The sequence below is a fragment of the Brucella sp. BE17 genome, assembly GCF_039545455.1.
Classification (GTDB): Bacteria; Pseudomonadota; Alphaproteobacteria; order Rhizobiales; family Rhizobiaceae; genus Brucella.
Map to the genome: position 1 here is coordinate 1,716,619 of NZ_CP154467.1, position 21,895 is coordinate 1,738,513.

Consider the following 21,895-nt stretch of genomic DNA (forward strand, 5'->3'; position numbering starts at 1 on the left):
ACTTATGTCAGGCCCCGTCCCACCATTGAGCGGAACGGGGCGAGCAGCATGATTACCAGCTGAAACCTTCAGCATTCTTGGCATCGATCACCTTGACGTCGATGGGCACTTCCTTGGGCACGACGCGTGCACCCCATTTCTGTGCCAGCGCCATCGCAAGACCAACGCGCACCTGATCACGCGGGAACTGCGCCGTGGTCTCGATGAAAGGCGTGCCGTCCTTGATGGCCTGGATCGCTTCCGGCGCACCATCGACAGAGGTCAGTTTGATATCGCGGCCCGAGCCCTGAATTGCGGCCAGAGCGCCCATAGCACCACCGTCATTGACCGAGAAAATGCCTGTAAGATTAGGATGCGACTGGATCATGTTTTCAACGACACCAAGTGCGACTGAACGATCCTGACGACCATTCTGGGTATCGACCAGTTTAATGCCCTCGAACTCTTCAAGCGCAGCCTTGCAGCCTTCAACGCGCTGTAGGATAGGAACAACCGGAATTCCATCCAAAATGGCAACTTCACCTTTTCCATCAAGGCTTTCGCCAAGATACTTGCAGGACTGATAGCCAGCATCGCGATTTTTGGAGCCGACGAAAGTATCAACGGGACCATTTGCGTTGGCATCGACTGCAACGACAATCACGCCTTTTTCCTTGGCAGCAACAACGGCTGCTTCAACGCCAGCGCTGTCGGTCGGATTGAGCAGCAGGATGTCGATGTTCTGCTGGAGCATATCTTCCACGTCGGAAATCTGCTTGGCGACATTATGGCCAGCATCGCTGACAACAACGTCAGCGCCAATGCTCTCGGCTGCACCGCGGAGCGCTTCCTGCATCGAAACGAAATAGGGATTGTTGAGTTCCTGAAACGTCATCCCGATTTTAAGCTTTTCCTGCGCAACAGCAGGGGATGCCAGAAGAGCAAGAACAGTGCTCACAGTTAGAATAGCTTTTTTCATTGAGATTTACCTCCCGTTATAGCCCGCTATAGATTGACAGGCGACGCCTGCATGTTTTGGGCAGAAACCCGCCCGCCCAAATTACGAATGGCTGCATTCTCCGGCTCGGTTTGATCTGATCCAGACTGCTCTGGCATCACCGGAATTTTGTTTGCGGCAAAAGTGGTACGAAACTGCGAGGGGGACATGCCCTTGAGCTTGAGAAAATGCCGGTTGAAATTGGACAGGTTGGAGAAGCCGATCTCATAGCAGATATCGGTGATCCGCACTTCCGGCATCGTCAGCAGCATCTGGCAGGCCAGGTCGACACGCAACTGGTTGCGATAGCGCACCAGCGTTGTTCCTGTATGGCGCTTGAAGGCACGTGAAAACGCGCTCTGGCTTTGCCCCAGCATCTCGGCGAGTTCGCTCTCTTCAATCTGCTCTGTCAGATGTTCGCGCAGATAGGCAAGGGCGCGATTGATCCCGCCGGGGTTAAAACGCGCTACATCAAGTTCATAGCTGAGGCTTGCCAGCACTTCGGCTTCAGGCGCATTAACCAGCAGATCGAGTATTTCCCAGAAAAGCGCAATCCGCGTTAACCCCTGCGCCACGATCAGCCGCTCCATAAGAGGGCGAATTCTGACGCTCGTCTCATCATCAAACAACAGCCCACGACGGCTGCGCTCCAGCAACGGGCGCAGATCGACCATTTCCGGCATAGTTATGAGCGCATTTTCAATAAAGGCTTCCGGGAACTGGATCACCAGCGAGCGCGTGGGCACGATTTCACCGCGCTCGATCTCGCTGATCCAGTTTTGCGGCAGATTGGGGCCGGTCATGATCAGTTGCCCCGGCGCAAAACGCCCGACATGATCGCCCATGTAGTAGGTGCCGGAGGTTGCCACAACCAGATGGATTTCATATTCGGGATGGTAATGCCAGCGCACAGTGCGAAATGGATAACCATGCATCCATGCCGCAAAGGACTCTCCCTTGCGAATATGCACAAGCTCCAGATCCGGCTGCATGACATCCTCCCTGACGCAGATCATGATACGGTTGGAGGGCTGGGCTCCTCTGCTCCAGACCACGTCTCATGATCGATGCATTCTGGATGGTGCGAGCGCCCACGGCTACATCACAACATAGAATATTATGATACTTTTTTTACATCTAATTTCAGTGTTTTAAGAAAATCGAAGCACCGAACGGAGTTAATTTCATGCCCCGACATCTTAGATTGCCTGTCTGATACCCATAAAATCCCTGTATTCTCGGGATTTTCGGTGTGAGGGCTGCGGTGCGCACAGATATGGCAGATGCCAATAAGCTACAGGATAGTCCTCATATTTTTTAACATACACCGATACCAGCTTAGGATCAGATACTATTTCAGCACACCCTTCTGGTGACGAGATGACTCATCCTGATCCGTTCTGAGTGGTGCGGGGGCAACTCCGATTCTGGCCGCACCGAAAGCAGCAGAATAATCTGCCCTGCTTCGGTTCCAGAAGTGTCAATATTTTGCGGACGCAAGATTGCGCAACGCATGCGCCCAAGCGAGTATCTTATGCCTCGCCCAGGATCAGACGCGCTGTATTTTCATCGGTGATAAGACCATTGGCAAGCCTTGCGGACAACGCCGCAGAAATTGCACTCGCGCGATTTGTTCCGGAGGCGACAATCACCGTTGGCCGTCCGACGGCAGAAGCCAGAGCAAAAGAGGTCAAGCGCGGATGATAGTCTGCATCGACGACATTCCCGTTTGCATCGATGGCGGTTCCAAGGAGCTCCCCGATGGCACCACACTCCATCGCCTGCCCCGTTTCGGCAGCGGTGATGAATCCATCCTTATAAAGCGAAGCTTCCGGTCCCCAATAGCCGATCCCCATTATAAGCAGGCTCGCCTCCTCGACCAGCGACTGGAGGTTTCTATATCCGGGCTGTGCCTGCAAGACTTCGCGTTCCTCCACCGAATGCGTCACAACGGGCATCGGCAAGGGAAAGCATTGCGCCCCGATGCGCTCGGAAAGCCAGGTGACCACATCGTAATGGCTCGCTCGTCCGTCACGGGTAAGATTACCCATCAATGAAACGCATTTGTGCTGGGGGCGGTTGATAGGCTTCAAGCGACGCGACACTTCACGCATCGCCTTGCCATTGCCTATCGCAATTGTCAGCGGCGCCTTCTGCTGCAAAACGGTTTCGAGATATAATGCGGCATGTAGACCGACCGCCGGTATATCTTCATTATTGCCGAATTCGTTCATCGCGACATCGCAATATTGCAGCGAAAAACGATCCTTGAGCCGCTCGGCCAGCTCAATGCACTCGCTCATCGGATGAACGAGCTGAAAACGAATGAGGCGTTCGCTCTGCGCAAGAGCGATCAGGCGCTGTACAACCTGTCGCGAAACTCCAAGATCCGCAGCAATCTGATCCTGCGTCCTGCTCTTTTCAAAATAGAGCCACGCCGCACGGGCAGCAAGGTCAAGCCGCCTGTCGCCGTTGGCTTCACCTTTGTCGCCATGACTGCTCATCAAGCCCGCTCCCTGCTTTTGGATTGCCTGTTTATCGCCATAAGGCACACAGCCTAAAGCTTCAACAGGCGGGCAATGTTGCCGCCCACGATTTTCGCGTAGCCAGCAGCGTCATCGGTCGCTCTTTCCATTTTCCTGAATTCCCATTCGTAATCGACGAACGGTGAATCCGTGCCCCATATCACCTTATCGGGACCGAGCGACCGCACAGCCGTCTGTATCTCGAATATCGGTGCGCGCGATGTTTCAAGATAGAGGTTCGGGAATTCACGCGCGAAAGCGATCGCCTGATCCACAGACCAGAAAAAGCCCATATGTGCCATCAGAAGCGGAACGTTGGGAAACCGCGCTGCCATGAGCGCGAATTCGGGCGGGCTGTTAAAAAGGTCGCTCGCTCCATGAACGATCACGGGAATGCCCAGCTCATCGGCGACCTTAAACAACGGATCGACCAGATGGGGATCGGCAAGGTGATATCCATTGATGGTCGGATGCAGCTTCAATCCCTTGAAGCCCCAATCCACTACGCATCGGCGTATCTCATCGGCAGCATCCGCCTCCCATGCATTGACCGCGCAAAATGGAATAAGGCGATCGGGAAACTGGTCAAAAGCTTCTTTAATCGGCTCATTGGTGAAATTGCCTTCGACAAAAGGAAACATCACCGCCTTATCCACGCCTACGGCGTCGATCCTTGCGATCAGGTCAGCGCCGGTCTGGACTTCACCCGCGCGGGTGCCAAGATGGTTGTGTGCATCGATAATCATTCGTTGCTCTCCTTCATTGTCTCAATGCTGGCGTTTCAATCCGCCAACGGCCATGGCAAGCAATATGAATGCGCCGTTCAGCGCGAGACGATAAGGCGCCCCAAGACCGAGTAGGGTTAATCCGTTGCCGAGAAATGCAATGAACAGCGCCCCCAGTAGCGTGCCGAATATATTCATTTCACCACGTCTGGACGCAAGCGTGCCCAGATAGGCAGCAGCAAAGGCATCCAGCAGGTAGGGTTCCGCGCCACGCGGCATTGCAATACCGGTTCGTGACACAAGCGCGACACCCGCAATAGCCGCAAGCAAGCCCGCAACGATGAAGCCAGCACCGAAGATGAGCCTGATATCGATACCGGCAAGAAACGCCGCACGAACATTCAGCCCCACCGCCTTTGCCCGACGTGCAAAAGGCGTGTATCGCATCAACACAAATGTCATGACGAAGACGACCACAGTCAAAACGATCAGCGCCGAAACCGGGCCGATCGTCCCTTGACCGAGGAACAGAAAGGGCTTTGTCACACTGCGTGGCAGCGTGAAGAGCATTTGCGGCTCAGCACCATTTGTCATCATCAATTCACCGGAACGGATGACAAACATCATACCCAATGTTCCGATAATTGCCGGCACACCTATATAGGCCATGAGCGCAGCATTGATCAGGCCGATACATAGTCCGAAACACAACGGCAACAGATATGCGGTCCAGACAGGATACTGGTGGATAATCAGCATAGCAGCGATCAGTCCGGCGGCATCGGCGACCTGCGCTACCGAGAGGTCCACGCCCCGCATCGACATAACCACTGTCAACCCCAGCGCGAGGATGATGAGAACTGTGCTCTGTCGCAAGACATTGGCGACATTGGCGGGACTGAGAAATGCAGGCTTGAGCAGATAGAACAGCACGAGCACGAGAACCATGCCGATAATCGCGCCGTAATTCCGCAGGAAATCGACTGCGCTGCGCATGAAGGAAGAGGAAGAAGCCATGGTGTTCATCGCGAAGCTCTCAAAAAATCAATACCTGCCCGATCTCTCTTCGCCGGAATACGCCCAGCGCAATCGAGAGAATAAGAACGAGCCCTTGAATGCCCGGAAGCAACTGGTTTGAAATGCCGATCAGGACCAAACCATTCGACAGAGATGCGAGGAAAAGCGCAGTGATCACAGTTCCCGCGACACTGAGGTCACCGGCCCGCGACAAGGCACTTCCCAGAAAGGCTGCCGCCAGAGCGCTGATCAGAAAATCGATTCCCGTCGCCAAGGCCGAAGCGCCGTAGCTGTAAGAAGCAAGAACGACGCCAGCAAGACCAAGGATCAGCCCGCCAATCACGAAAGAGGCAAAAGCATAAGGCTTTCGCGCCACGCCGCGCAATTCGGCGGCTTCGAGATTTTGCCCGACTGCATACATCCGCAGGCCGAGCCTTGTATGACGCAACAGCAGGTGCAAAATCACCGTCACCATAAGCAGCAGAATGAATACGAATGGGACAGGCCCTACATATCCCTGCCCTATAAAGAAAAATGCGGGTTCGTTAGACAGCGTAAGTGCCTGGCCGCCATTATAGAGTAATGTCGCGCCCATGGTCACGAACATGATTCCAAGCGTGGCGACAAAGGCTGGCATGCCGAAAAAAAGCACAAGCACGGCATTCACCACGCCGATCGCGACGCCGGCTGCCAGACTGATTCCGATCGCGCCAATAAGGCCTGTACCACCAATCATAAAACCGGCGGCGATATTCGTTGCCAGCTGGCTTGCCGCGCCTGCGGACATATCAAGCCCGCCAGCAATAAGCACCACTGTCAGCCCAAGAGCGATGAAGGCAAGAACGCTGCCCTGTTTCAGCACGTCAAAGACGTTGCCAATCGACAGGAAATTGGGGGCAAGCAGCGTAATGATCATCAGCGCCAGCACCATTCCCCCAATAGTGCTCCAGCGGGTGAGCGTATTTCTCGCAGGCTTTCGCGCGTCCGTTTTGCCCTCATCGGTGCTTGGGACCGCCGAAGTGCCGTGCTCTGTCTCGTTGCTGCCCGAAGCCCAATAAAGCATGGTCTCGGGATTGTTGTCCGCTCCTTCGAGCACAGCATTTATCTTGCCCTTGTGCATGACCGCGACGCGGTCGCACATGCCGGCAATTTCCTCAAAATCGGAAGATATGAAGATGACTGCAGCACCACGCCGCGCCAACTCGATCATCTGACGATAGATTTCCACCCTCGACCCGACATCGACGCCGGTGGTCGGCTCGTCGAACAGAAACACCTCGGTATCGCCGGGAAGCCACCGACCGATAACGACCTTCTGCTGGTTACCGCCAGAGAGATTGCGCGTCAGCTGATCGAGAATGGGCGGCTGGATATTAAGATTCTGCACAATGGCAGCCGTATCCGCTTTTTCCCGCTTGAGATCGATAAGACCGGCACGCGACCACAGACTTACATTCGGCAAGGTCAGATTTTCACGCATCGTCATGTCGGTGAGAAGACCTTCATGACGACGATCTTCAGGTATGATCGCGAAACCTTCACGTCTCGCAGCGCCCGGGTCGGCGGGAGCCGATACCTGACCCCGCAGGATCACCTCACCGGCGCTGCGCGGCAAGGCACCGATGAGAGCCATAGCCAGTTCCGAACGGCCCGCGCCCATAAGGCCCGCAATGCCAAAAATCTCACCGCGTCTCACCGAGAAATCCACACCACGGACGGCATGTCCCTGCCGTAACCCTTTTACCTCCAGCAACACTTCCCCCAATGGAAGCGTCTCTTTCGGATAAAGCTGGGAAATTTCCCGCCCGACCATCATATGCACGATATCCGAACGGTTCGTACCCTGCGCATCCCGTGTGGCCACAAAACACCCGTCTCGCAGGATAGTGATACGATCAACGAGATCCAGCACCTCGTCGAGATAGTGCGAAATGTAAATAATAGTCACGCCTTGATCCCGCAGGGATCGAACTGCCGTGAATAGAAGCTCTGCCTCCTTTTCGCTCAGCGACGCCGTCGGTTCATCCAAAACCAGAATCTTCGGATTGCGAAGCAGGGCGGCAGCAATGGATACCTGTTCGCGTTGCGCGACGCTGAGGTCGCGCACCAACGTATCAGGTGTAAAGGAAGCGCCTACACGCTCAAGAGCCGTCCGGGCAGCAACGGCCATAGCCGCCTTGTCGAGCAATCCGCTGGCCAGTTTTTCATGCCCCAGAAAGATATTCTGGGTAACATCGAACTGCGCCACAAGTTGCTGATCTTGATGAACGATAGCGATCCCGTTCGCCTCGGCATCTGTAGGCCTGCGCATACGAACCGGTTTACCATCGACGTATATCTCGCCACCATCGGGCTGATAAACGCCAGTCAAAACCTTGACGAGCGTTGATTTTCCCGCGCCATTCTGGCCAAGAAGCGCGTGTATCTCACCTTTACGGATCGACAGCGAGACATCGCTCAACGCCCTCACACCTGGGAAAACCTTGCTGATAGAAAGGCATTCCAGCGCGGGCACATCCATGCCCGCCACAGCCTTGCCCGTTTGGTGGGAAACCATGACAGATCCTCTTGCTTACCTTGTGCGTGGGCAGGGGAACGAGTGTTCGAGCCCCTGCCGTTTGCCTGTCAGGGCAGCACGGGATGGACGACCTGAAGCTCACCATCCTGCGTCCAGCGGCTTTCTACATCTGAACGCTCTATGGAAAGCTCGTCCCAGACATTGTCACCCCAGCGTTTTTCAGCAGCGGCCACACCATTAGCGCGCGTCGCCAGCCAGGCGTCAGTGAAAAGCGTATCGGGAAAATCTTCCTTGCCGCTCATCTTCTGCGTCAGAACTTCGGCAGCAAGAGAACCAATACGCGGAACGTCCTGCACGACAGTTGCGATAAACGGGCTATCGGCATCCAGCAGCATCTGGAACCCAACGCGGTCTCCGTCGATAGATGCAACCTTGATTTCGTCGCGGCCATTGCGTCGGATGGATTCGACCGCGCCTGATACGAGCAAATCATACGCCCCCCAAACCGCAGCGATACTGCCCGGCTCGGCATTTGCGGTCAGAATGTCTTCCATCTGCGCCTGAACCCGCGCAGCACTATGCTCCGTCGGCACTTCATGCAGCTTGACCTGAGGATAGTCGGCAACGATCGCCTGAAGGATACGTTTGCGCGTTTCGAGCAACGGTGCGCCCGGCACCCAAAACACATAAACGTCGCCCTTATAATTAATGCTCGAAAGCAGTGCACGGCTCATGATTGCGGACATGAGAGGATCATCACCCCCAACGTCGGCAACAGAGCCTTCCACTTTCGAGCCGATTGAGGTCGTCACAACAGGAATACCCGCCGCATTCGCTTTTTGTACGACAGGCGACAACTGCTGTGCATCGCCGAGTTGCACAATGATTCCCGAAACGCCTGAGTTGATGAGGCTTTCGATATTCTCATTGTGCTTGCGCGGATCGGCGCCGCCATCGGTAACGACAATTTGCGCACCATCTTTCTCCAGCACCGTCTTGGCTCCGGCGATAATGTCGCGATTATAATCGTTGGTAATTTCGCGTGCGGCGATACCGATTTTCTTACCGCTCAACGCCTGAGCATGCACAGCAACAGGTGCACACACGACGGACACAATCAATGCACAAACCATGCTTCGAAACATGAAAACCTCCCTAAGGGGCCCTCCCGGCCCTCAAATCGAACATTTAATCGGTAATCGATTATTTGATCGATTTCAAGCGAAAAATCAACACACTTCGATCTGCGTTAGTACCTGGGTACTAGCATTTTTTCGTCTTTAAGCTTGCCCCCTATTCGAATAATTGCCCTGTATAAATTGAAATTTTCGCCCAGATCACGGATAGAAGTCCACCTTTCGAGCCGACGTCTGTGCCAGCAAGCAAAATCTACACGAACGTCATCAGTGTAGCCTACGGAGTAAAACAGGACTTGCTATGATTTATTAGAGGGTTTCTGTCGCGAATTTTTAGTTCATCGTCTCGACTTGGCTCGGCGATGTGTACCCGAGCGTAGATTGCCTTGGTGTTAGGTTTAAAAGCGTTCGGTGTAGCGGCGAACGATAACGATCCGCCTGCCCTTCTGGATCCAAACATGGCCAAACTCTATCACGAGCAGATCGCAGCACTGCATGATCAGCTTGATAATGAGGAAACGCGGGTAAAGGCAACCAGAAAGGTTGCGCTCTCTCGTCTATCTGGTTCCGGATGCTGACAAACTGGTGATTGTGCTGCGAGGCGATCTTGCCGCGATCCTCACCTTTGCATCTGGTAAGAAGAAGCCCGAATTTCTCAGCGAGCGGGCAATCCTCGAAGACCTCATGGGCCGCGCCGGTGCGGCTGAGGGACAAAAACGCAAAAAGCCCTTCGTTAAGAAGGGCTTGATGGATTTTCAGGGATCGTTGGTTGCGGGGGCACGCAACTACCGATACCGACATTCACTACAAGTCACTGTCTGAAATGGAGCAATCGGCGCTTGGATCGTTTTGAGGCCTATTCCTCGTCGTCCAAATCCGTGAATGACTGGAGCAACATTGCCGTAGTAACCTCGTCTCGTACAACATCCATTTCTGCGGATGCACCCGCCTTGAATGATCCACGCAATGAAACATATGCTCCAAAAGTCTCAACCCGCGAGGCGTTTGTTGTCATTTGTCTTAAGGCCGTATGATGACGATCATGATCCCCACCTCTTACCATCTGTGGCAACATGTCAACCACGGGAAGTGAAACCCCGCCCTCTTCAGCGTTCTTGTAAGCGGCGATCTGCCCAAGCACACCACACAGAAAGCCGAGATCAGGGGCGATGCGTATGGCGAAGCGGCGAGCCCGTTGTGCTGTTGAGGATTGGTTTGCTCGCTGTTTGACCTCTCCTTCGTGCTTCCGAATGAACGCGAGAAGCCAAGCCTCGATCTCGACCAGCGTGCGTCCTGCGCACCACATTGAAACCAACGTCTTGAGCGCTCCCAATATCCGCTTAGCGGTGGCCTTAGGTTTTGTTTTATTCGTGTAGGCGCGGCCGAAAACGGACTCAAGAGCTGTTTCCCTGACGAAGATCGTCAAATCCAAAGGATGTTCGGCCACTATATCCAGCAGCCAATTTATCCAGTCCTCGGTAGCCGTCTTTTCAACTGGCGCATGATCAAACGCCTCGACCAATCTTTCGATCAGCCTTGGCGGAACACCATTGCGGACAGCAATTTCCCGTTGCCAATCAAGAACGGGCGGATCTTCCAGTTGTTCCTCGGCAGCCCTGAGCGCGGTTCGGCGACGTTCGAGCCATTTGTCCGCCCCCAAAGCATTAGCTTCCCTACGCCGGAAAAACCCCAGCGAACGGCGAACGATATCGTCGAAGCCGCTCTCTCCTGCTGTGGTGACAGCAGACAAACGCCGGATTATCGACTGCACTTTTGGATCAGGGTTAGCGGATACCTCGATCCGATCAAGAAGCAACTCTATCGGATCATAAACCTCCTCACAGGCATCCTGCTCGGAGAAAACGGTCTTCAGAATTCCTTCGGACGGAAGAGAGAGGTTCCCTCTTTCCACACCGATGGGTTTTGCGGGAACAACGATTGCCAGACCGGTTGCAGCATACGCCGCGCGTCCAGCCCTCCCGAGCGCATTGAGTATCTCGTGAGGACGCAAGTCCGTGCGAGGATTGCCGCTTGGGTCATCAACCGCGCTCCTGTCGGTTCCTGCAAGAATCACGACATCGCACGGCAGATTCAACCCTTGCGCAATTGTGGATGTCGCGGCAACCACATCAAGGCCCAGATCCTCACTCTCAGAATCCCTGCGAACCCGAAAAACGCTTTCCGTCAACCGCCGCTCCAATGGCAGCAGATCACCATGATGCACCGCTGCTCTGCACCCCATGGGATCGAATGTGGCTTCGGCCGCTCCCACATCCCTGAGAACTGACTTGCGCATTTCCTCCTGCGTCTCATCCAGAGCGATGGTGGCCGGGGCCAATAGTCCATTGATCTGATCCGCAACGCTCCCGCATGCTTTAGTATCGTTGCAGAAGACGATCACGCGCTTTCCTACGGCCGCATAGTCGGCCGCGATCCGCGCAGCGACTTCGTTCCTGTTCGATGTCAACTTCCCCTTGGCATTTTTCACGAGCGGCGGCCGTTGATCCGTGAGCGCCTGCACGACCAGCTTCTCCGACCTTTTGGGGTGCCATCCAGAAATCAACGAAAAGAGTCCAAGAGGCTGTGCGGGGACCCGACTCCGCGCGGACTGGGTCTTCGCCTTCGATGCCGCTTGCACAGCCTCAAGCACGTCAGAGCGATCATAGATGACGCAAGAGCGAAGTTGCCGTGTTGGCTTCCAAGGATCGTCGAACGCTTCGACCTCCCTTCCCGTCACGGCCCGCAGCCAACGAGCGATTTCGGCGCCGTTGGCGACCATAGCAGACAGCAGCAGCAGGTCTGCTTCCTTGCGATGGCGGAGAAACGTCAAGAACGCTAACATCGCATCAATGGCGCGTGCGCTGATTTTCGATGACGTAGCCGGATCGTCGGCACTGATGAGATGGAACTCATCGAAGACGAGGAGGCCGACCTTGTCGAAAAGCTCAGGCGCGAAACCAAGGAGGGCAAGGCAACGCTCGGGTGTCATGACGGAGAATGGTGGTAGCTTGTCCCCAAGCTCTTCGAGCGCAACGTCTTCAACGACGCTGACCGCCTCTAGGCCTCCGATTTGTGCAGAGAGATCGGTCTCTACCTGATCTACGAGAGCGTGAGTAGGAGCCAGGTAGACGACGCTCTCTCCCGCGCATAGGGTTGCTGCGATTTTCAGGACGGATAGCGTGGTCTTCCCCGAACCGGTGGGCGATGTCATCACCATAGACCTGCCACGGTTCAGGTATCCCGTCCTGATAGCTTTCAGATGATTGATCCACAGAAACGGACGCGATTGCGCCTGAGACAGGAGCCAGTCAGCCCATGCCTTGGCTTGCGCTCCAGATGGTGTTGGGAGTCGAACCAGCATCGCGGCCTGCATTCCATCAACAAGCCGACTCAACAGTGTGGCCAGATGATGCGGACCGGCAAACTGGTGATGCACGGTTCCTTCCATCGCAACGTTGATATCTACGGCTGTGGCCTCCGACAAGCGGATAACACGCTTGAGCCTTGAACGGATATCAGGGTCGGACACAGCGCTCCCGCGCGCCTCCTGTCCAAGTCCCTGAACCACGTAAGCACATTCCCTTAGAAGAAGGTCAGTGGCTACTTCTCGGCTATCTCCCGTTGCGATGGAGTCTTCGCCAAGGTCACGCTCTATCAGCGTCGTGAGATTGCCAGTTGCCAATTCCCGAAGGCTCAGGATCAGAGATCGTCGAACCGCCCGCCGTTCGCCCCTGGCCCGGAGTTGCCCCGCCACTTCCGCAGCGTCCGCCGCCCGATCAGCAACCAAGAACAGTAGCGTTGCCGAGATTGATGATGCAATTGCATCACTCGAAACAACGGTTGGACGAACCAACGCAGTTTCACGAACGCGGCTCAATATCTGATGAGCACTAGCGGCGACGAAGGCCGCGGCACGCGTCTGCTCAGGTCGAAGATTGAGTGCGACATAGGCTTCAAAAGTCGAAGCAAGACGCCTCACCCGGTCGATCACTCCGCTTGCAGGCTCAGGTTCACCTTCACGTGACAGAAGGCGAACTGTCGCCAACTCAATGTGAGCCGCCGTCAACAACTCATCCAACGTTTCAGGATCGAGACCCGGTAGGTCCGGAGCCTCTCGTAGAAGAGCGCGAGAACTTGGATCAAACACCGGCGATCTCCTGGACTTTAGCCGCCACCTCGCCGGCGAGAAGAGCCAACCCCTTGCGCACGTCCTCGAAAGCCAGCACTCCGGCCGTGCGAGTTTCGAGCTCACCACCAGCGACCGCTTCAAACCCGGCTATGATATGCAGAAAGCTTCCGGCCTTGCGCTGATCTTCGCCGGTCGCCACGGCAACTCTGAACTCGCGAGCACCTTCCCAGAACATCTCGTCGACTGAGCTGCTGCCGGTTCGGTGGACACGAAGTTAGGCTAGCTTAGCTTGCTCTTCGTATTCCACGGGGCTGAGATAGCCCAGTGTCGAGTGTCGGCGCCTCGGGTTGTAGAAGCGCTCGATATAGTCGAACACATCGGCCTTGGCGTCGTCCCTTGTGCGGTAGACCTTGCGGGCGGTGCGTTCGGTCTTGAGCGAGGAGAAGAAGCTCTCCATCGCCGCATTGTCCCAGACATTGCCAGACCGGCTCATTGAGCAGGTGATGCCGTGATCGGCCATCAGGCGCTGGAACTGCTCGGATGTATATTGGCTGCCCTGGTCGGAGTGGTGCAGCAGCCTGTCGGGCTTGCCGCGACGCCAGATCGCCATGATCAGCGCATCGGTCACCAGTTGAGCGGCCATCGATGAACTCATTGACCAGCCCACCACCCGGCGGGAGTAGAGGTCGACGACCGCCGCCACATAGAGCCAGCCCTGAGCCGTCCAGATGTAGGTGAAGTCGGCGATCCACTTCTGGTTCGGCGCCGACGCCACGAACGCCCGGTCCAGGATGTTGGGCGAGACCGCGTGGCGCTGCCCGCCATCCTTGGGCAGGCCGCGCCGACGAGGGCGTGCCCGCAGGCCTTCCTGGCGCATCAGCCGCTCGATGCGATGCAGGCCGGCCTCGAGCCCCTCGGCCAGCACATCGTGCCAGACTCGCCGGGCGCCATAGGTGCGATCACTTCCGGCAAAGCTGGACCGGATCCCGGCGACAAGCACTTCGTCATATTGAGTCCGTCTGCTCGGCGAGCGGTTGAGCCAGGCATGGAAGCCCGAGCGAGACACACCGAGCGCCTCGCAGATCCACGAGACCGGCCAGATCCCTCGGTGCTTCGCAACAAAAGAGAACCTCATATCGAGTCCCTGGCGAAGTAGGCCGCGGCTTTTTTTAGGATATCGCGCTCCGCCTTGAGCTTGGCGACCTCACGGCGCAGCTTCTCGATCTCAAGCTGCTCGGGCTTCATCTGCCCATGACCGGGGAAGGCCTGCTGCGGGTCGGAAGACTGCTCGCGCACCCACTTGCGCAACACGTTCACATGCAGATCCAGATCGCGGGCCGCCTGCGCCACCGCAACGCCCCGTTCCCTGACCAGCTTAACAGCCTCGAGCTTGAACTCCCGGCTGAACTTGCGTCTCTCCATAAAAACTCTCCAGTTCCAAAAACACCTTAACTCGGTGTCCTCAAAACCGGCAGCAGCTCAGACCGCTGCCTCAGCGTCAATGTCAGGGACACTCTTCAGCAAGGTTACGAGGTCGGCGAGGATTTCATCATCGCGATCACCGCACAGAATAGTTCCGATCTCGGGCCATACGCTGGAGCTTATAAGGCTGCGCGGCGATTTCGAAGCTTTGTCCTCACAAAGCACAATGCGCTTGATCTCGCGCCCACCATCTTCCAGTTCGATTATAAAGCCGTCGAATCCCTTGTCTGCCTGTCGGACATGAGGCGATGTCATATAACCGTTCGAAAGAGCTAGCCGCGCCGCAACCCAGGAGATATGCTGAAATAACAGTCCGTCCCGGTGAATAACGGACGTCCTTATCCGCTTTCTTGCCGCCTCCTTCTGTTCGTCGGTTCCCGACCGGAAAAGCTCAACGTCTTCGGCACGCGGAGCCGTCAGCTTCCTCACGACATTCTGAGCGACCCTGCCTTTTGAAACGCGCCGTCGCGGTTCCAAAGCATTGATCACTCGCTGAGCGTTTTCCTCCTGTCGCAAATAGAGATAGGCGATAATTTCGATTAGTTTGGCACGATTTTTCTTGCTTATTGTCCATTCCGAAAAATCACATTCTGTAGTTGGAGAATGAGTTATAGACAGTGGCATATGGTTCCCGCCCGAGACAGTTCGTCGCCAGCCCAAATGGCTATATATCGACCGCGACCATCATTTGTGAAATTGTAGTAAGCCACCCCCTGATCTCATTCTGAGGATCTGTTACCGCAAGCCTATCGAGGGTCATACGAGACATCGCCGCATTATTAAGGCAGCGCTTCGCTGCACTCTCTTTCTTCCGCCGCTTCTCCTCATCAAGATTGTCCCAAGGATCAGCACCATTAGCCGCATGGACTGCCTGCGCCACGATTTTCGGTACATCGTCGAAATCACCGAAGGGTGCTGCAAATGCAATGTTTATCTGGTTCATAGCGTAGGCCTCATTAATGGCCTCATGGTGCAGGTAACTTTCCAACTCACGCTTCTGTGTTGCAACGGCCTGACATCCAGCGCGGGCGTTAACTGCATTCATATGATCGGCATACTTCGGCAGACCCGGCGGAGAATTGTCACGATCACAAATGTGAAACTCTGGCCTATTGAACGGGGCCAGACGCGATGCCCATAACGCTAGGTTACTACCCCCAAGTGGCACGAAGATGAGTTCCCCATCTAACTCTAGTTTTTCGAGGTCGCACACTTCTTCGCCTGCGGCGATAAGTATTCGAGATACACCTTTGAGAAATGCAATGTCATGTGGACCTTCCACGCCGATAAAGATTTTAACATTGTGGTCGGGAAGAACTCCCAGAGATTTTGCTATTTCAGCGGACGTTGCTTCATTGCCTTCGTTGACCGAACGAATTCCGCCTTCTCCTCGCTGTATGAATCGAAGATCAGTCTCGTCCAGATAACGGGCCAACATAGGAGTATGCGTGGTAACTATGACTTGTTTACCTTCTCCATCCGAGAGTTCTCGAAGAGCGTTCAATAGTAGGCGTTGGTTTCTAGGATGCTGGCTGGTCTCAGGTTCCTCAATAGCATAGATTACCGATGCTGAGCCTTTCTCGACAGCAGCCTTCTCGGCTTTCGCCCGAAAGAAATTGAGGAGGACGAGGCGTTTTACGCCGCTGCCACGTTTATTTAGCGGAATGCCTTCGTCACCAGTAATACTCGTAGAAAATAACGTATCCCATTTCTTGGTCGTGATGACGGGATTGAGGGTTTCAGCAATGGACGCATCCATTTCCCGCAACTTCTCTACAGTTGCGGTAGCAATTTTATTCACCTCACCTTCAACGTAATCTCGAATTTCCTGCAACTTTGGCTCGACGGCCTTGATCGCTTCTCTAATTGCGGCCTTTAGAGGATCTTGAGCTTCCGCGTCTTGATCTGTGCTAGCTCGGTCTGACTTAAACAGTGCGAACGTTGGCAGGTATTGCTGCAACTCAGCCCAAACCTGTTTACTCCCTTCTGCATCAAGAGGCACCGCGACCGTTGCTAGTTTAAGGTCGTCACAGCTCTGCCAAATCGCCGCTCGCACGAGGGCGTTTGCTCTCTTGTCCACACCATCCAAATTCACGCCGAGATCGGCCGCCCGTTTGGCAAGGTCCGCTTTTTTGAGAGTAAGAAGGTCGTTATACCCTTCTACTGTCGGATGGTCAGCCAATGCTTCTATCGCAGTGATCTTCGGCGTCCCGAGGCTTCCATTGTAGGTCTTCTGAATCACAAGCGTTCCGTTCGCACTCAGAAGATACTCCCCAGAGAGCGTGGTAGGAAATTCAGCATCCACCACCATCTGCTCAGGAAGATGATCGAATTCGCATGTTATGCGCATCTGTTTGGGATCACCTGCCTTGCAGGCGTCATCCTTGTCAGGCGAAGCAGTTTCAAAGAAGATTGCCAGCGCGTCCATGAGAGTAGATTTACCTACGTCATTTCTACCAACAAGCGCGGTCAAATTACCAAAGCGTACCGTGACAGGTGCTGAGTAACAACGAAAGTTCTCAACTGTAAGACCAATTAGACGCATCATCCGCCTCCCGAAACAACTACAAGTATCTCTACAACTTCAGTCGGGTCAATGATTTTGCGGCGGAACCGCCGATAGCAAAATGCCTCATGTAAGGGGCAACCCAGCCATTGCCCGACATGAGCGAGATCAGGTTGGAAAGCTGCTGGCTTTGCGAAGCGAAAAGCTGGTTGCCGACCTAGGTGCCTTGCAGCGCGCTGGCGGTATTCTGGCTCTGGGCGACCAAAGCCGAGTCACACCGACAGATGACGGCAGATGCACAGTTTCTGTCCCCGGACCTCGACAAAGAGCGGATCGCGCTTCGCAGCCCAGACTGCTCGGAGATTTTGGCAACTTGCCCCTCTATTGACTGAACTGTCTGCTGGACCGACACAGCGAGCAAATGTCATCATAGCGCATCATTGCTTACTCTAGCTATCTTGGCGTGCTGTTGGACACGCCGCGCCTTGGCAAAGCCGCGATCCGTAGCGATGAACCGCTCCAGCATCGGCACGATCAGTCTGGCAGGCTCGATGGGCGCGCCGCCATCGGCCAAGAGAGCACCATAGTCTATCAGATCGCGGTGGAGCGCGCCCGGCAGCTCCACCGTCACTTTGACGGGTTTGTTCTCAACAAGCGGCCCAAGTTTCAGCTTTGTCATGGTCAGTTCCTGTAAGGTTCGAGTACAAGGTCGCGGGTGACGATGACCCTGACGGGATAGCCCGGCCGGATGGTCAGGGTCGGCGCGACCTGCAACTGGCGCTGGACGATCTGCTGTCCGGCCTGATTGATGGTGTCCTGCGCCCCGTCGCGGATGGCGCGGATCAGGCGGTCTTCGTCGTCGGTCGCCAGTTCCGTGCCGATGCCGAGCAGCGTGGACAGGCCCGCCGCTTTCATCAGATCCCACCAGTGGTAATCGACGCCACCCTCAAGCCCGGCATAGCCGGAAGCGTCCGCACCGGGCTGGCGCTCCAGCACGATGGATCGGCCGTTGGGCAGAATCAGGCGGTTCCAGACCAGGAGCACACGGCGCTGGCCGAACTGCACACTGGCGTCATACTGGCCGATTAACCGTGTTCCCTGAGGGATCAGGAGCAGGCTGCCGGTCGGGCTGTCATAGACATTTTCCGTGACCTGCGCGGTGATCTGGCCAGGCAGATCGGAACGGATGCCGGTAATCATCGCCGCCGGTATCACGGCCCCTGCCTGAAGGATATAGGGCGAGGCTGGCGCCATGATCCGGTCGGTGGCGACGGTCTGCCGATCCACCGGACCATTGAGAAATGCCGTGTGCCGGTCCTGCGTTGCGGGCTGACCGCCAAGGTCAAGGCCAGCGAGGCCCGGCACACTGGAGCCAGGTGTTGTCATTATCCTCTGCCCCGACTGGAAGAACACGGTGCTAAGACGTGCTGCTTCTTCCTCGGCAAGACGTCGCTCCTCGGCAGGATCACGGGCTGGTGTCGCCATAGCGGACGGCGTAACGGGCTGCCCCCTGTTCTGGGCGTCGAGGATCGGGCCGCCGAGGTCTCCCGGCAAAGCTGGTCCCAGAACCGGCCCAGTATAATCACGCGGCAGACCGGCCAGCCCGTCCGCTGTCGGGCGGTTCTCGGTCGAATAAAGTTCTTCGCCGCTGCCATTCATATCGCGGGTCTGGAGCGCATAGATCAGTGCGCCACCAATGCCGAGGAGCGCGACAGCGCCAACACCAGCCAGCATCTTGCGCGACAGGCGAGTGACACGCGGCGGCTCGGCACGCAGGCGCATGGGAGGCGCATTGGTGGTCGTCTCTTCGCTCATGACGGCTCCTCCCCGGTATTCGCGGGCTGAGCCGCATGCCTTTGTTCAACGCGGATAATCCTGACGGTCTGCTGACGATCGCCGCTGCCCAGGCGCAGCTCGGCCGCGCCGAACAGGCGATCTACGATCAAGACGTTCTGATGGATACGGCTGTTGACGATCTGCGGCTCGCCGTTCGATCCAAGCACGAAGATCGGCGGCATCTCGCCCTGCACAATCCCGGCCGGGAAAACGACATAGACGCGGCGTCCATCGTCGAAGACGGAAACCGGCCGCCATGGCGGGCTATCGCCCTGCACCTGCAAGGAGTAGCGATAGTTGCGCGCGGCCTCGGCTGGAATGATCGGCGCGGCGGGAGCCGTCTGGCGTTGACCGGCAGGCAGCGCAGGATAGGACCAGGACACAGACGGCATATAGAGCGCCTCACGCGCCCGCAACTCGATCATGTAGGTGCGCCGGTCGGTCGTCACCACGAGATTGGTCGAGATATCGGGCCGGGTAGGCTTGACGAGAATGTGGACGCGGCGCGTTGTTCCCGATCCGCTCTCGGTGTCGCCGATGATCCAGCGGGCGGTGTCGCCAGCGGCAATCGGTCCCGCGCCGGTCAGGCTCTCGCCAGGCTCCAGCGCGATATTGGTGATCTGGCCCGGCGCGGCATAGACTTGATAGAGCGCGCCTTCCGACCACGGATAGATCTGGATAGCGTTATAGTAGCCTTCCCGGCGCGGCTCGACGCGGGCCGCGGCATTGGCATTCTCGACGCGACCTGCCGGCGTTCCGGCAGCGGTGCCGCCGCGTGCCACTGTCCACGCGGGCGGCGTGTGCAATGCCCGGGGCCGGTCGTCGGTGACGGCGGCCTGCACCACGGGCAATGCGGGAACATCGGCATCATAGCTGAACTGTGGCGTGCGGTTGGTTGCGCAACCGGCCAGCATGGTCGCCGACAACAACAAAGCCGCCAAAGCGGGTTTACGGAAAACCGGCAAGCCGGAATTACGAACCATTGTGCGGGTCATTGGCTCATCTCCCGCGACCATGAAATTGCATTGACGTAGATACCGAGCGGATTGGCGCGCAGGCGCTCAGCATCGCGCGGCGTCTGGATTACGATGGTCAGGATCGCCGTCCAGCGTTCGGTCGCGGAGAGCTGGCCATTTTCGTAATGGCGCTCGGTCCAGGCGACACGGAAGCTGTCATTCGAGGCTCGGATCACCGACGAAACCTCGACCGCAATCTGCTGCCGTCCGACCCTGGTGAACGGGTCATTGGCACGGGCATAATCATTGAGGGTCGCAGCACCCCGATCCGTAGTGAACTCATAGGCGCGCAGCCAGTTCTGGCGCACGATGATGGCGTCGGACGCGATCGAGCGCGTCTGCTCGATGAAGCGGCCGAGATGAAAAGCGATCTGGGGATCGGTCGGGCGATAGTCGGCGACGGCCGGCGCAACAGCCTGCGACTGCCCGAGATTGTCGACCTGCACCACCCAAGGCACTACGGTCCCACGCGCCGACTGCCAGACCAGCGCGGAGGCAAAGCCAGCGGACAGGATCAGTGAGCCGACGGCCATGATGCGCCAGTTCTTTGCCTGCACGCGAGCCGAGCCGATACGCTCGTCCCAAGCTTGGGCAGCTTTCTGATAGGGCGTCTCGGGTTCGGGCGATTTGCCGTAATGGGCCGATGGACGTTTGAAGATGTTCATGAGCGGTCACTTTCAGAAAGATTGATGGAGGAGCCGCCGCCATGGCTGTCGCCAGAGCGCACGGCATGGGCGGCCATCGACGTGCCCTGGCCGAGTGTCTGTTTGCGCTGCATCTGCTTTGCCCATGCCGGAGAACCGCCAGCCTGCGCGGCGGGTGACAGGGCCGCGCTCGCAGCCTCGCTCGCACCTCCGACTGTTCCAGCCGTCGAAGAGCCGCCGCTGACGCCGAAGCCGGCACGCGCTCCATCGGAAAAGCTGGACTTGACGCTTTCCGATGCCTTCGAGGCAGCACGTTTCAGGGGCGATGCGGCGGCGGAGCCTGCGGCACGGGCAACACCACCCAGACCCGAAGCAACACCGGCAGCGCCGGACTGGCCAAGCGAACCGACACTATAGGCGGCGCTCGCCGCACCTGCGGCGGCAGCACCACCCCGTACGGCAGCCGCTCCACCAGAGAGCGCTGCTGCTCCTCCCTTCGCGGCCATGCCTGCGGCGGCACCCCCGGCAAGCATCATGCCGCCTGCGGCAAGGCCGGTTCCAACGGCAGCACCTGCGCCCAGCTGCGGGCCGCCGGAAACGAGACCGGACGCGATACCGGGACCGAATATGCCGAGGCCGAGAAGGGAAAGGGCTGCCAGCACGATCGCCATGGCATCGTCGATGGTCGGCGTCACGCCGCCGAAGCCTGCCGTGAACTGTGAAAACAGCGTCGAGCCGATACCGATGATGACGGCCAGCACCAGCACCTTGATGCCGGAGGAAACGACATTGCCGAGCACGCGCTCGGCCATGAAGGCGGTCTTACCGAACAGGCCGAACGGGATGAGTACAAAGCCCGCCAGCGTGGTCAGCTTGAACTCGATCAGGGTTACGAAGAGCTGCACGGCGAGAATGAAGAAGGCGAGCAGCACCAGCGCCCAGGCAAACATCAGGCAGGCGATCTGGATGAAGTTCTCAAAGAACGACCAGTAGCCCATCATGTCGGAGATGGATTCGAGCAGCGGGCGACCAGCATCAAGTCCAGTCTGGGCCACCTTGCCGGGACGCAGCAGATCGGCGGCGGAAAAGCCGGTGCCCGACCCCTTGAGTCCCAGACCGGCAAAGCTGTCGAAGATGACCTGGGCGAGATTGTACCAGTTGCCGATCAGATAGGCGAAGACGCCCACGAAGAGCGTTTTCTTGACCAGCCGGGCGATGATGTCGTCGTCGGCACCCCAGGACCAGAACAATGCCGCCAGCGTTACGTCGATGACGATCAGCGTGGTGGCGATAAAGGCGACTTCCCCGCCAAGCAGACCGAACCCACTGTCGATATAGCTGGTGAATACGACCAGAAAATTGTCGATGACGCCGGTGCCACCCAT

At 56.9% G+C, this 21,895-nt stretch carries 18 protein-coding genes and 1 pseudogene; 1 reads left to right on the forward strand and 18 read right to left on the reverse strand.

All coding sequences use genetic code 11. The features are described from left to right. Positions 1 to 52 precede the first annotated feature (52 nt). The 7 genes from AAIB41_RS08320 to AAIB41_RS08350 all read right to left on the reverse strand — a co-directional run bounded on the left by AAIB41_RS08320 (position 53) and on the right by AAIB41_RS08350 (position 8,906). Positions 53 to 958: an ABC transporter substrate-binding protein gene (locus tag AAIB41_RS08320; RefSeq protein WP_343312839.1), complete on the reverse strand. Its 906-nt coding sequence runs from the start codon at positions 956 to 958 to the stop codon at positions 53 to 55. A 26-nt stretch (positions 959 to 984) separates the two neighbouring features. Further along, complete coding sequence (locus AAIB41_RS08325; RefSeq protein WP_343312840.1) at positions 985 to 1,968, reverse strand: AraC family transcriptional regulator; 984 nt, start codon at positions 1,966 to 1,968, stop codon at positions 985 to 987. Positions 1,969 to 2,508: 540 nt separating this feature from the next. Then, the gene (locus AAIB41_RS08330) at positions 2,509 to 3,480 is read right to left on the reverse strand and encodes a sugar-binding domain-containing protein (RefSeq protein ID WP_343312841.1); all 972 of its coding nucleotides are present in this window, start codon (positions 3,478 to 3,480) and stop codon (positions 2,509 to 2,511) included. Between the two features lie 53 nt (positions 3,481 to 3,533). Further along, complete coding sequence (locus AAIB41_RS08335) at positions 3,534 to 4,247, reverse strand: amidohydrolase family protein (protein ID WP_343312842.1); 714 nt, start codon at positions 4,245 to 4,247, stop codon at positions 3,534 to 3,536. A 21-nt stretch (positions 4,248 to 4,268) separates the two neighbouring features. Next, positions 4,269 to 5,243 (reverse strand): ABC transporter permease, encoded by a 975-nt coding sequence (locus AAIB41_RS08340; protein WP_343312843.1) that lies wholly within the window; start codon positions 5,241 to 5,243, stop codon positions 4,269 to 4,271. Positions 5,244 to 5,262: 19 nt separating this feature from the next. After that, entirely contained in the window at positions 5,263 to 7,800 is a 2,538-nt protein-coding gene (locus tag AAIB41_RS08345; RefSeq protein WP_343312844.1) for an ATP-binding cassette domain-containing protein, read from the reverse strand. A gap of 68 nt (positions 7,801 to 7,868) precedes the next feature. Then, complete coding sequence (locus AAIB41_RS08350; RefSeq protein ID WP_343312846.1) at positions 7,869 to 8,906, reverse strand: substrate-binding domain-containing protein; 1,038 nt, start codon at positions 8,904 to 8,906, stop codon at positions 7,869 to 7,871. A gap of 534 nt (positions 8,907 to 9,440) precedes the next feature. Here AAIB41_RS08350 and AAIB41_RS08355 point away from each other — a divergent pair. Then, positions 9,441 to 9,719: a hypothetical protein gene (locus AAIB41_RS08355; RefSeq protein WP_343312847.1), complete on the forward strand. Its 279-nt coding sequence runs from the start codon at positions 9,441 to 9,443 to the stop codon at positions 9,717 to 9,719. A 34-nt stretch (positions 9,720 to 9,753) separates the two neighbouring features. Here AAIB41_RS08355 and AAIB41_RS08360 read toward each other — a convergent pair whose 3' ends face one another. From AAIB41_RS08360 to trbL, 11 genes and pseudogenes are all read right to left on the reverse strand, one after another. Then, positions 9,754 to 12,888 (reverse strand): DEAD/DEAH box helicase, encoded by a 3,135-nt coding sequence (locus tag AAIB41_RS08360; protein WP_343312848.1) that lies wholly within the window; start codon positions 12,886 to 12,888, stop codon positions 9,754 to 9,756. A 148-nt stretch (positions 12,889 to 13,036) separates the two neighbouring features. Next, on the reverse strand, positions 13,037 to 13,225 hold the full coding sequence (locus AAIB41_RS08365) for a hypothetical protein (RefSeq protein WP_343312850.1): 189 nt from the start codon (positions 13,223 to 13,225) through the stop codon (positions 13,037 to 13,039). Positions 13,226 to 13,300: 75 nt separating this feature from the next. Further along, a protein-coding gene (locus AAIB41_RS08370; protein ID WP_343312851.1) for an IS3 family transposase occupies positions 13,301 to 14,448 on the reverse strand; the annotation gives its coding sequence in 2 pieces (ribosomal slippage) (positions 13,301 to 14,190 and positions 14,190 to 14,448; 1,149 coding nt in all). A 57-nt stretch (positions 14,449 to 14,505) separates the two neighbouring features. Beyond that, entirely contained in the window at positions 14,506 to 14,763 is a 258-nt protein-coding gene (locus tag AAIB41_RS08375) for a hypothetical protein (protein ID WP_343312852.1), read from the reverse strand. A gap of 409 nt (positions 14,764 to 15,172) precedes the next feature. Next, positions 15,173 to 17,056, reverse strand: coding sequence for an ATP-binding protein (locus AAIB41_RS08380; RefSeq protein WP_343312853.1), 1,884 nt, complete (start codon positions 17,054 to 17,056; stop codon positions 15,173 to 15,175). 230 nt (positions 17,057 to 17,286) lie between these two features. After that, a pseudogene (locus AAIB41_RS08385) lies at positions 17,287 to 17,370 on the reverse strand (conjugal transfer protein); the annotation flags it as partial. A 71-nt stretch (positions 17,371 to 17,441) separates the two neighbouring features. Beyond that, a complete protein-coding gene (locus AAIB41_RS08390; protein WP_343312854.1) occupies positions 17,442 to 17,693 on the reverse strand; it encodes a DUF2274 domain-containing protein in 252 nt (83 codons plus the stop codon). A 2-nt stretch (positions 17,694 to 17,695) separates the two neighbouring features. Next, a complete protein-coding gene (locus tag AAIB41_RS08395; protein WP_343312855.1) occupies positions 17,696 to 18,829 on the reverse strand; it encodes a TrbI/VirB10 family protein in 1,134 nt (377 codons plus the stop codon). Further along, a complete protein-coding gene (gene trbG, locus AAIB41_RS08400; RefSeq protein ID WP_343312856.1) occupies positions 18,826 to 19,845 on the reverse strand; it encodes a P-type conjugative transfer protein TrbG in 1,020 nt (339 codons plus the stop codon). The genes AAIB41_RS08395 and trbG overlap by 4 nt, the downstream gene beginning before the upstream one ends. Next, positions 19,842 to 20,531, reverse strand: coding sequence for a conjugal transfer protein TrbF (gene trbF / locus AAIB41_RS08405; RefSeq protein ID WP_343312857.1), 690 nt, complete (start codon positions 20,529 to 20,531; stop codon positions 19,842 to 19,844). The genes trbG and trbF overlap by 4 nt, the downstream gene beginning before the upstream one ends. Next, positions 20,528 to 21,895, reverse strand: coding sequence for a P-type conjugative transfer protein TrbL (gene trbL / locus AAIB41_RS08410; protein WP_343312858.1), 1,368 nt, complete (start codon positions 21,893 to 21,895; stop codon positions 20,528 to 20,530). The genes trbF and trbL overlap by 4 nt, the downstream gene beginning before the upstream one ends.

Coding starts and splice junctions, on each gene's coding strand:
- AAIB41_RS08320 (WP_343312839.1), bottom strand. CDS start 958: ATGAAAAAAGCTATTCTAACTGTGAGCACTGTTCTTGCTCTTCTGGCA.
- AAIB41_RS08325 (WP_343312840.1), bottom strand. CDS start 1,968: ATGCAGCCGGATCTGGAGCTTGTGCATATTCGCAAGGGAGAGTCCTTT.
- AAIB41_RS08330 (WP_343312841.1), bottom strand. CDS start 3,480: ATGAGCAGTCATGGCGACAAAGGTGAAGCCAACGGCGACAGGCGGCTT.
- AAIB41_RS08335 (WP_343312842.1), bottom strand. CDS start 4,247: ATGATTATCGATGCACACAACCATCTTGGCACCCGCGCGGGTGAAGTC.
- AAIB41_RS08340 (WP_343312843.1), bottom strand. CDS start 5,243: ATGGCTTCTTCCTCTTCCTTCATGCGCAGCGCAGTCGATTTCCTGCGG.
- AAIB41_RS08345 (WP_343312844.1), bottom strand. CDS start 7,800: ATGGTTTCCCACCAAACGGGCAAGGCTGTGGCGGGCATGGATGTGCCC.
- AAIB41_RS08350 (WP_343312846.1), bottom strand. CDS start 8,906: ATGTTTCGAAGCATGGTTTGTGCATTGATTGTGTCCGTCGTGTGTGCA.
- AAIB41_RS08375 (WP_343312852.1), bottom strand. CDS start 14,763: ATGACATCGCCTCATGTCCGACAGGCAGACAAGGGATTCGACGGCTTT.
- AAIB41_RS08380 (WP_343312853.1), bottom strand. CDS start 17,056: ATGATGCGTCTAATTGGTCTTACAGTTGAGAACTTTCGTTGTTACTCA.
- AAIB41_RS08390 (WP_343312854.1), bottom strand. CDS start 17,693: ATGACAAAGCTGAAACTTGGGCCGCTTGTTGAGAACAAACCCGTCAAA.
- AAIB41_RS08395 (WP_343312855.1), bottom strand. CDS start 18,829: ATGAGCGAAGAGACGACCACCAATGCGCCTCCCATGCGCCTGCGTGCC.
- trbG (WP_343312856.1), bottom strand. CDS start 19,845: ATGACCCGCACAATGGTTCGTAATTCCGGCTTGCCGGTTTTCCGTAAA.
- trbF (WP_343312857.1), bottom strand. CDS start 20,531: ATGAACATCTTCAAACGTCCATCGGCCCATTACGGCAAATCGCCCGAA.
- trbL (WP_343312858.1), bottom strand. CDS start 21,895: ATGGGTGGCACCGGCGTCATCGACAATTTTCTGGTCGTATTCACCAGC.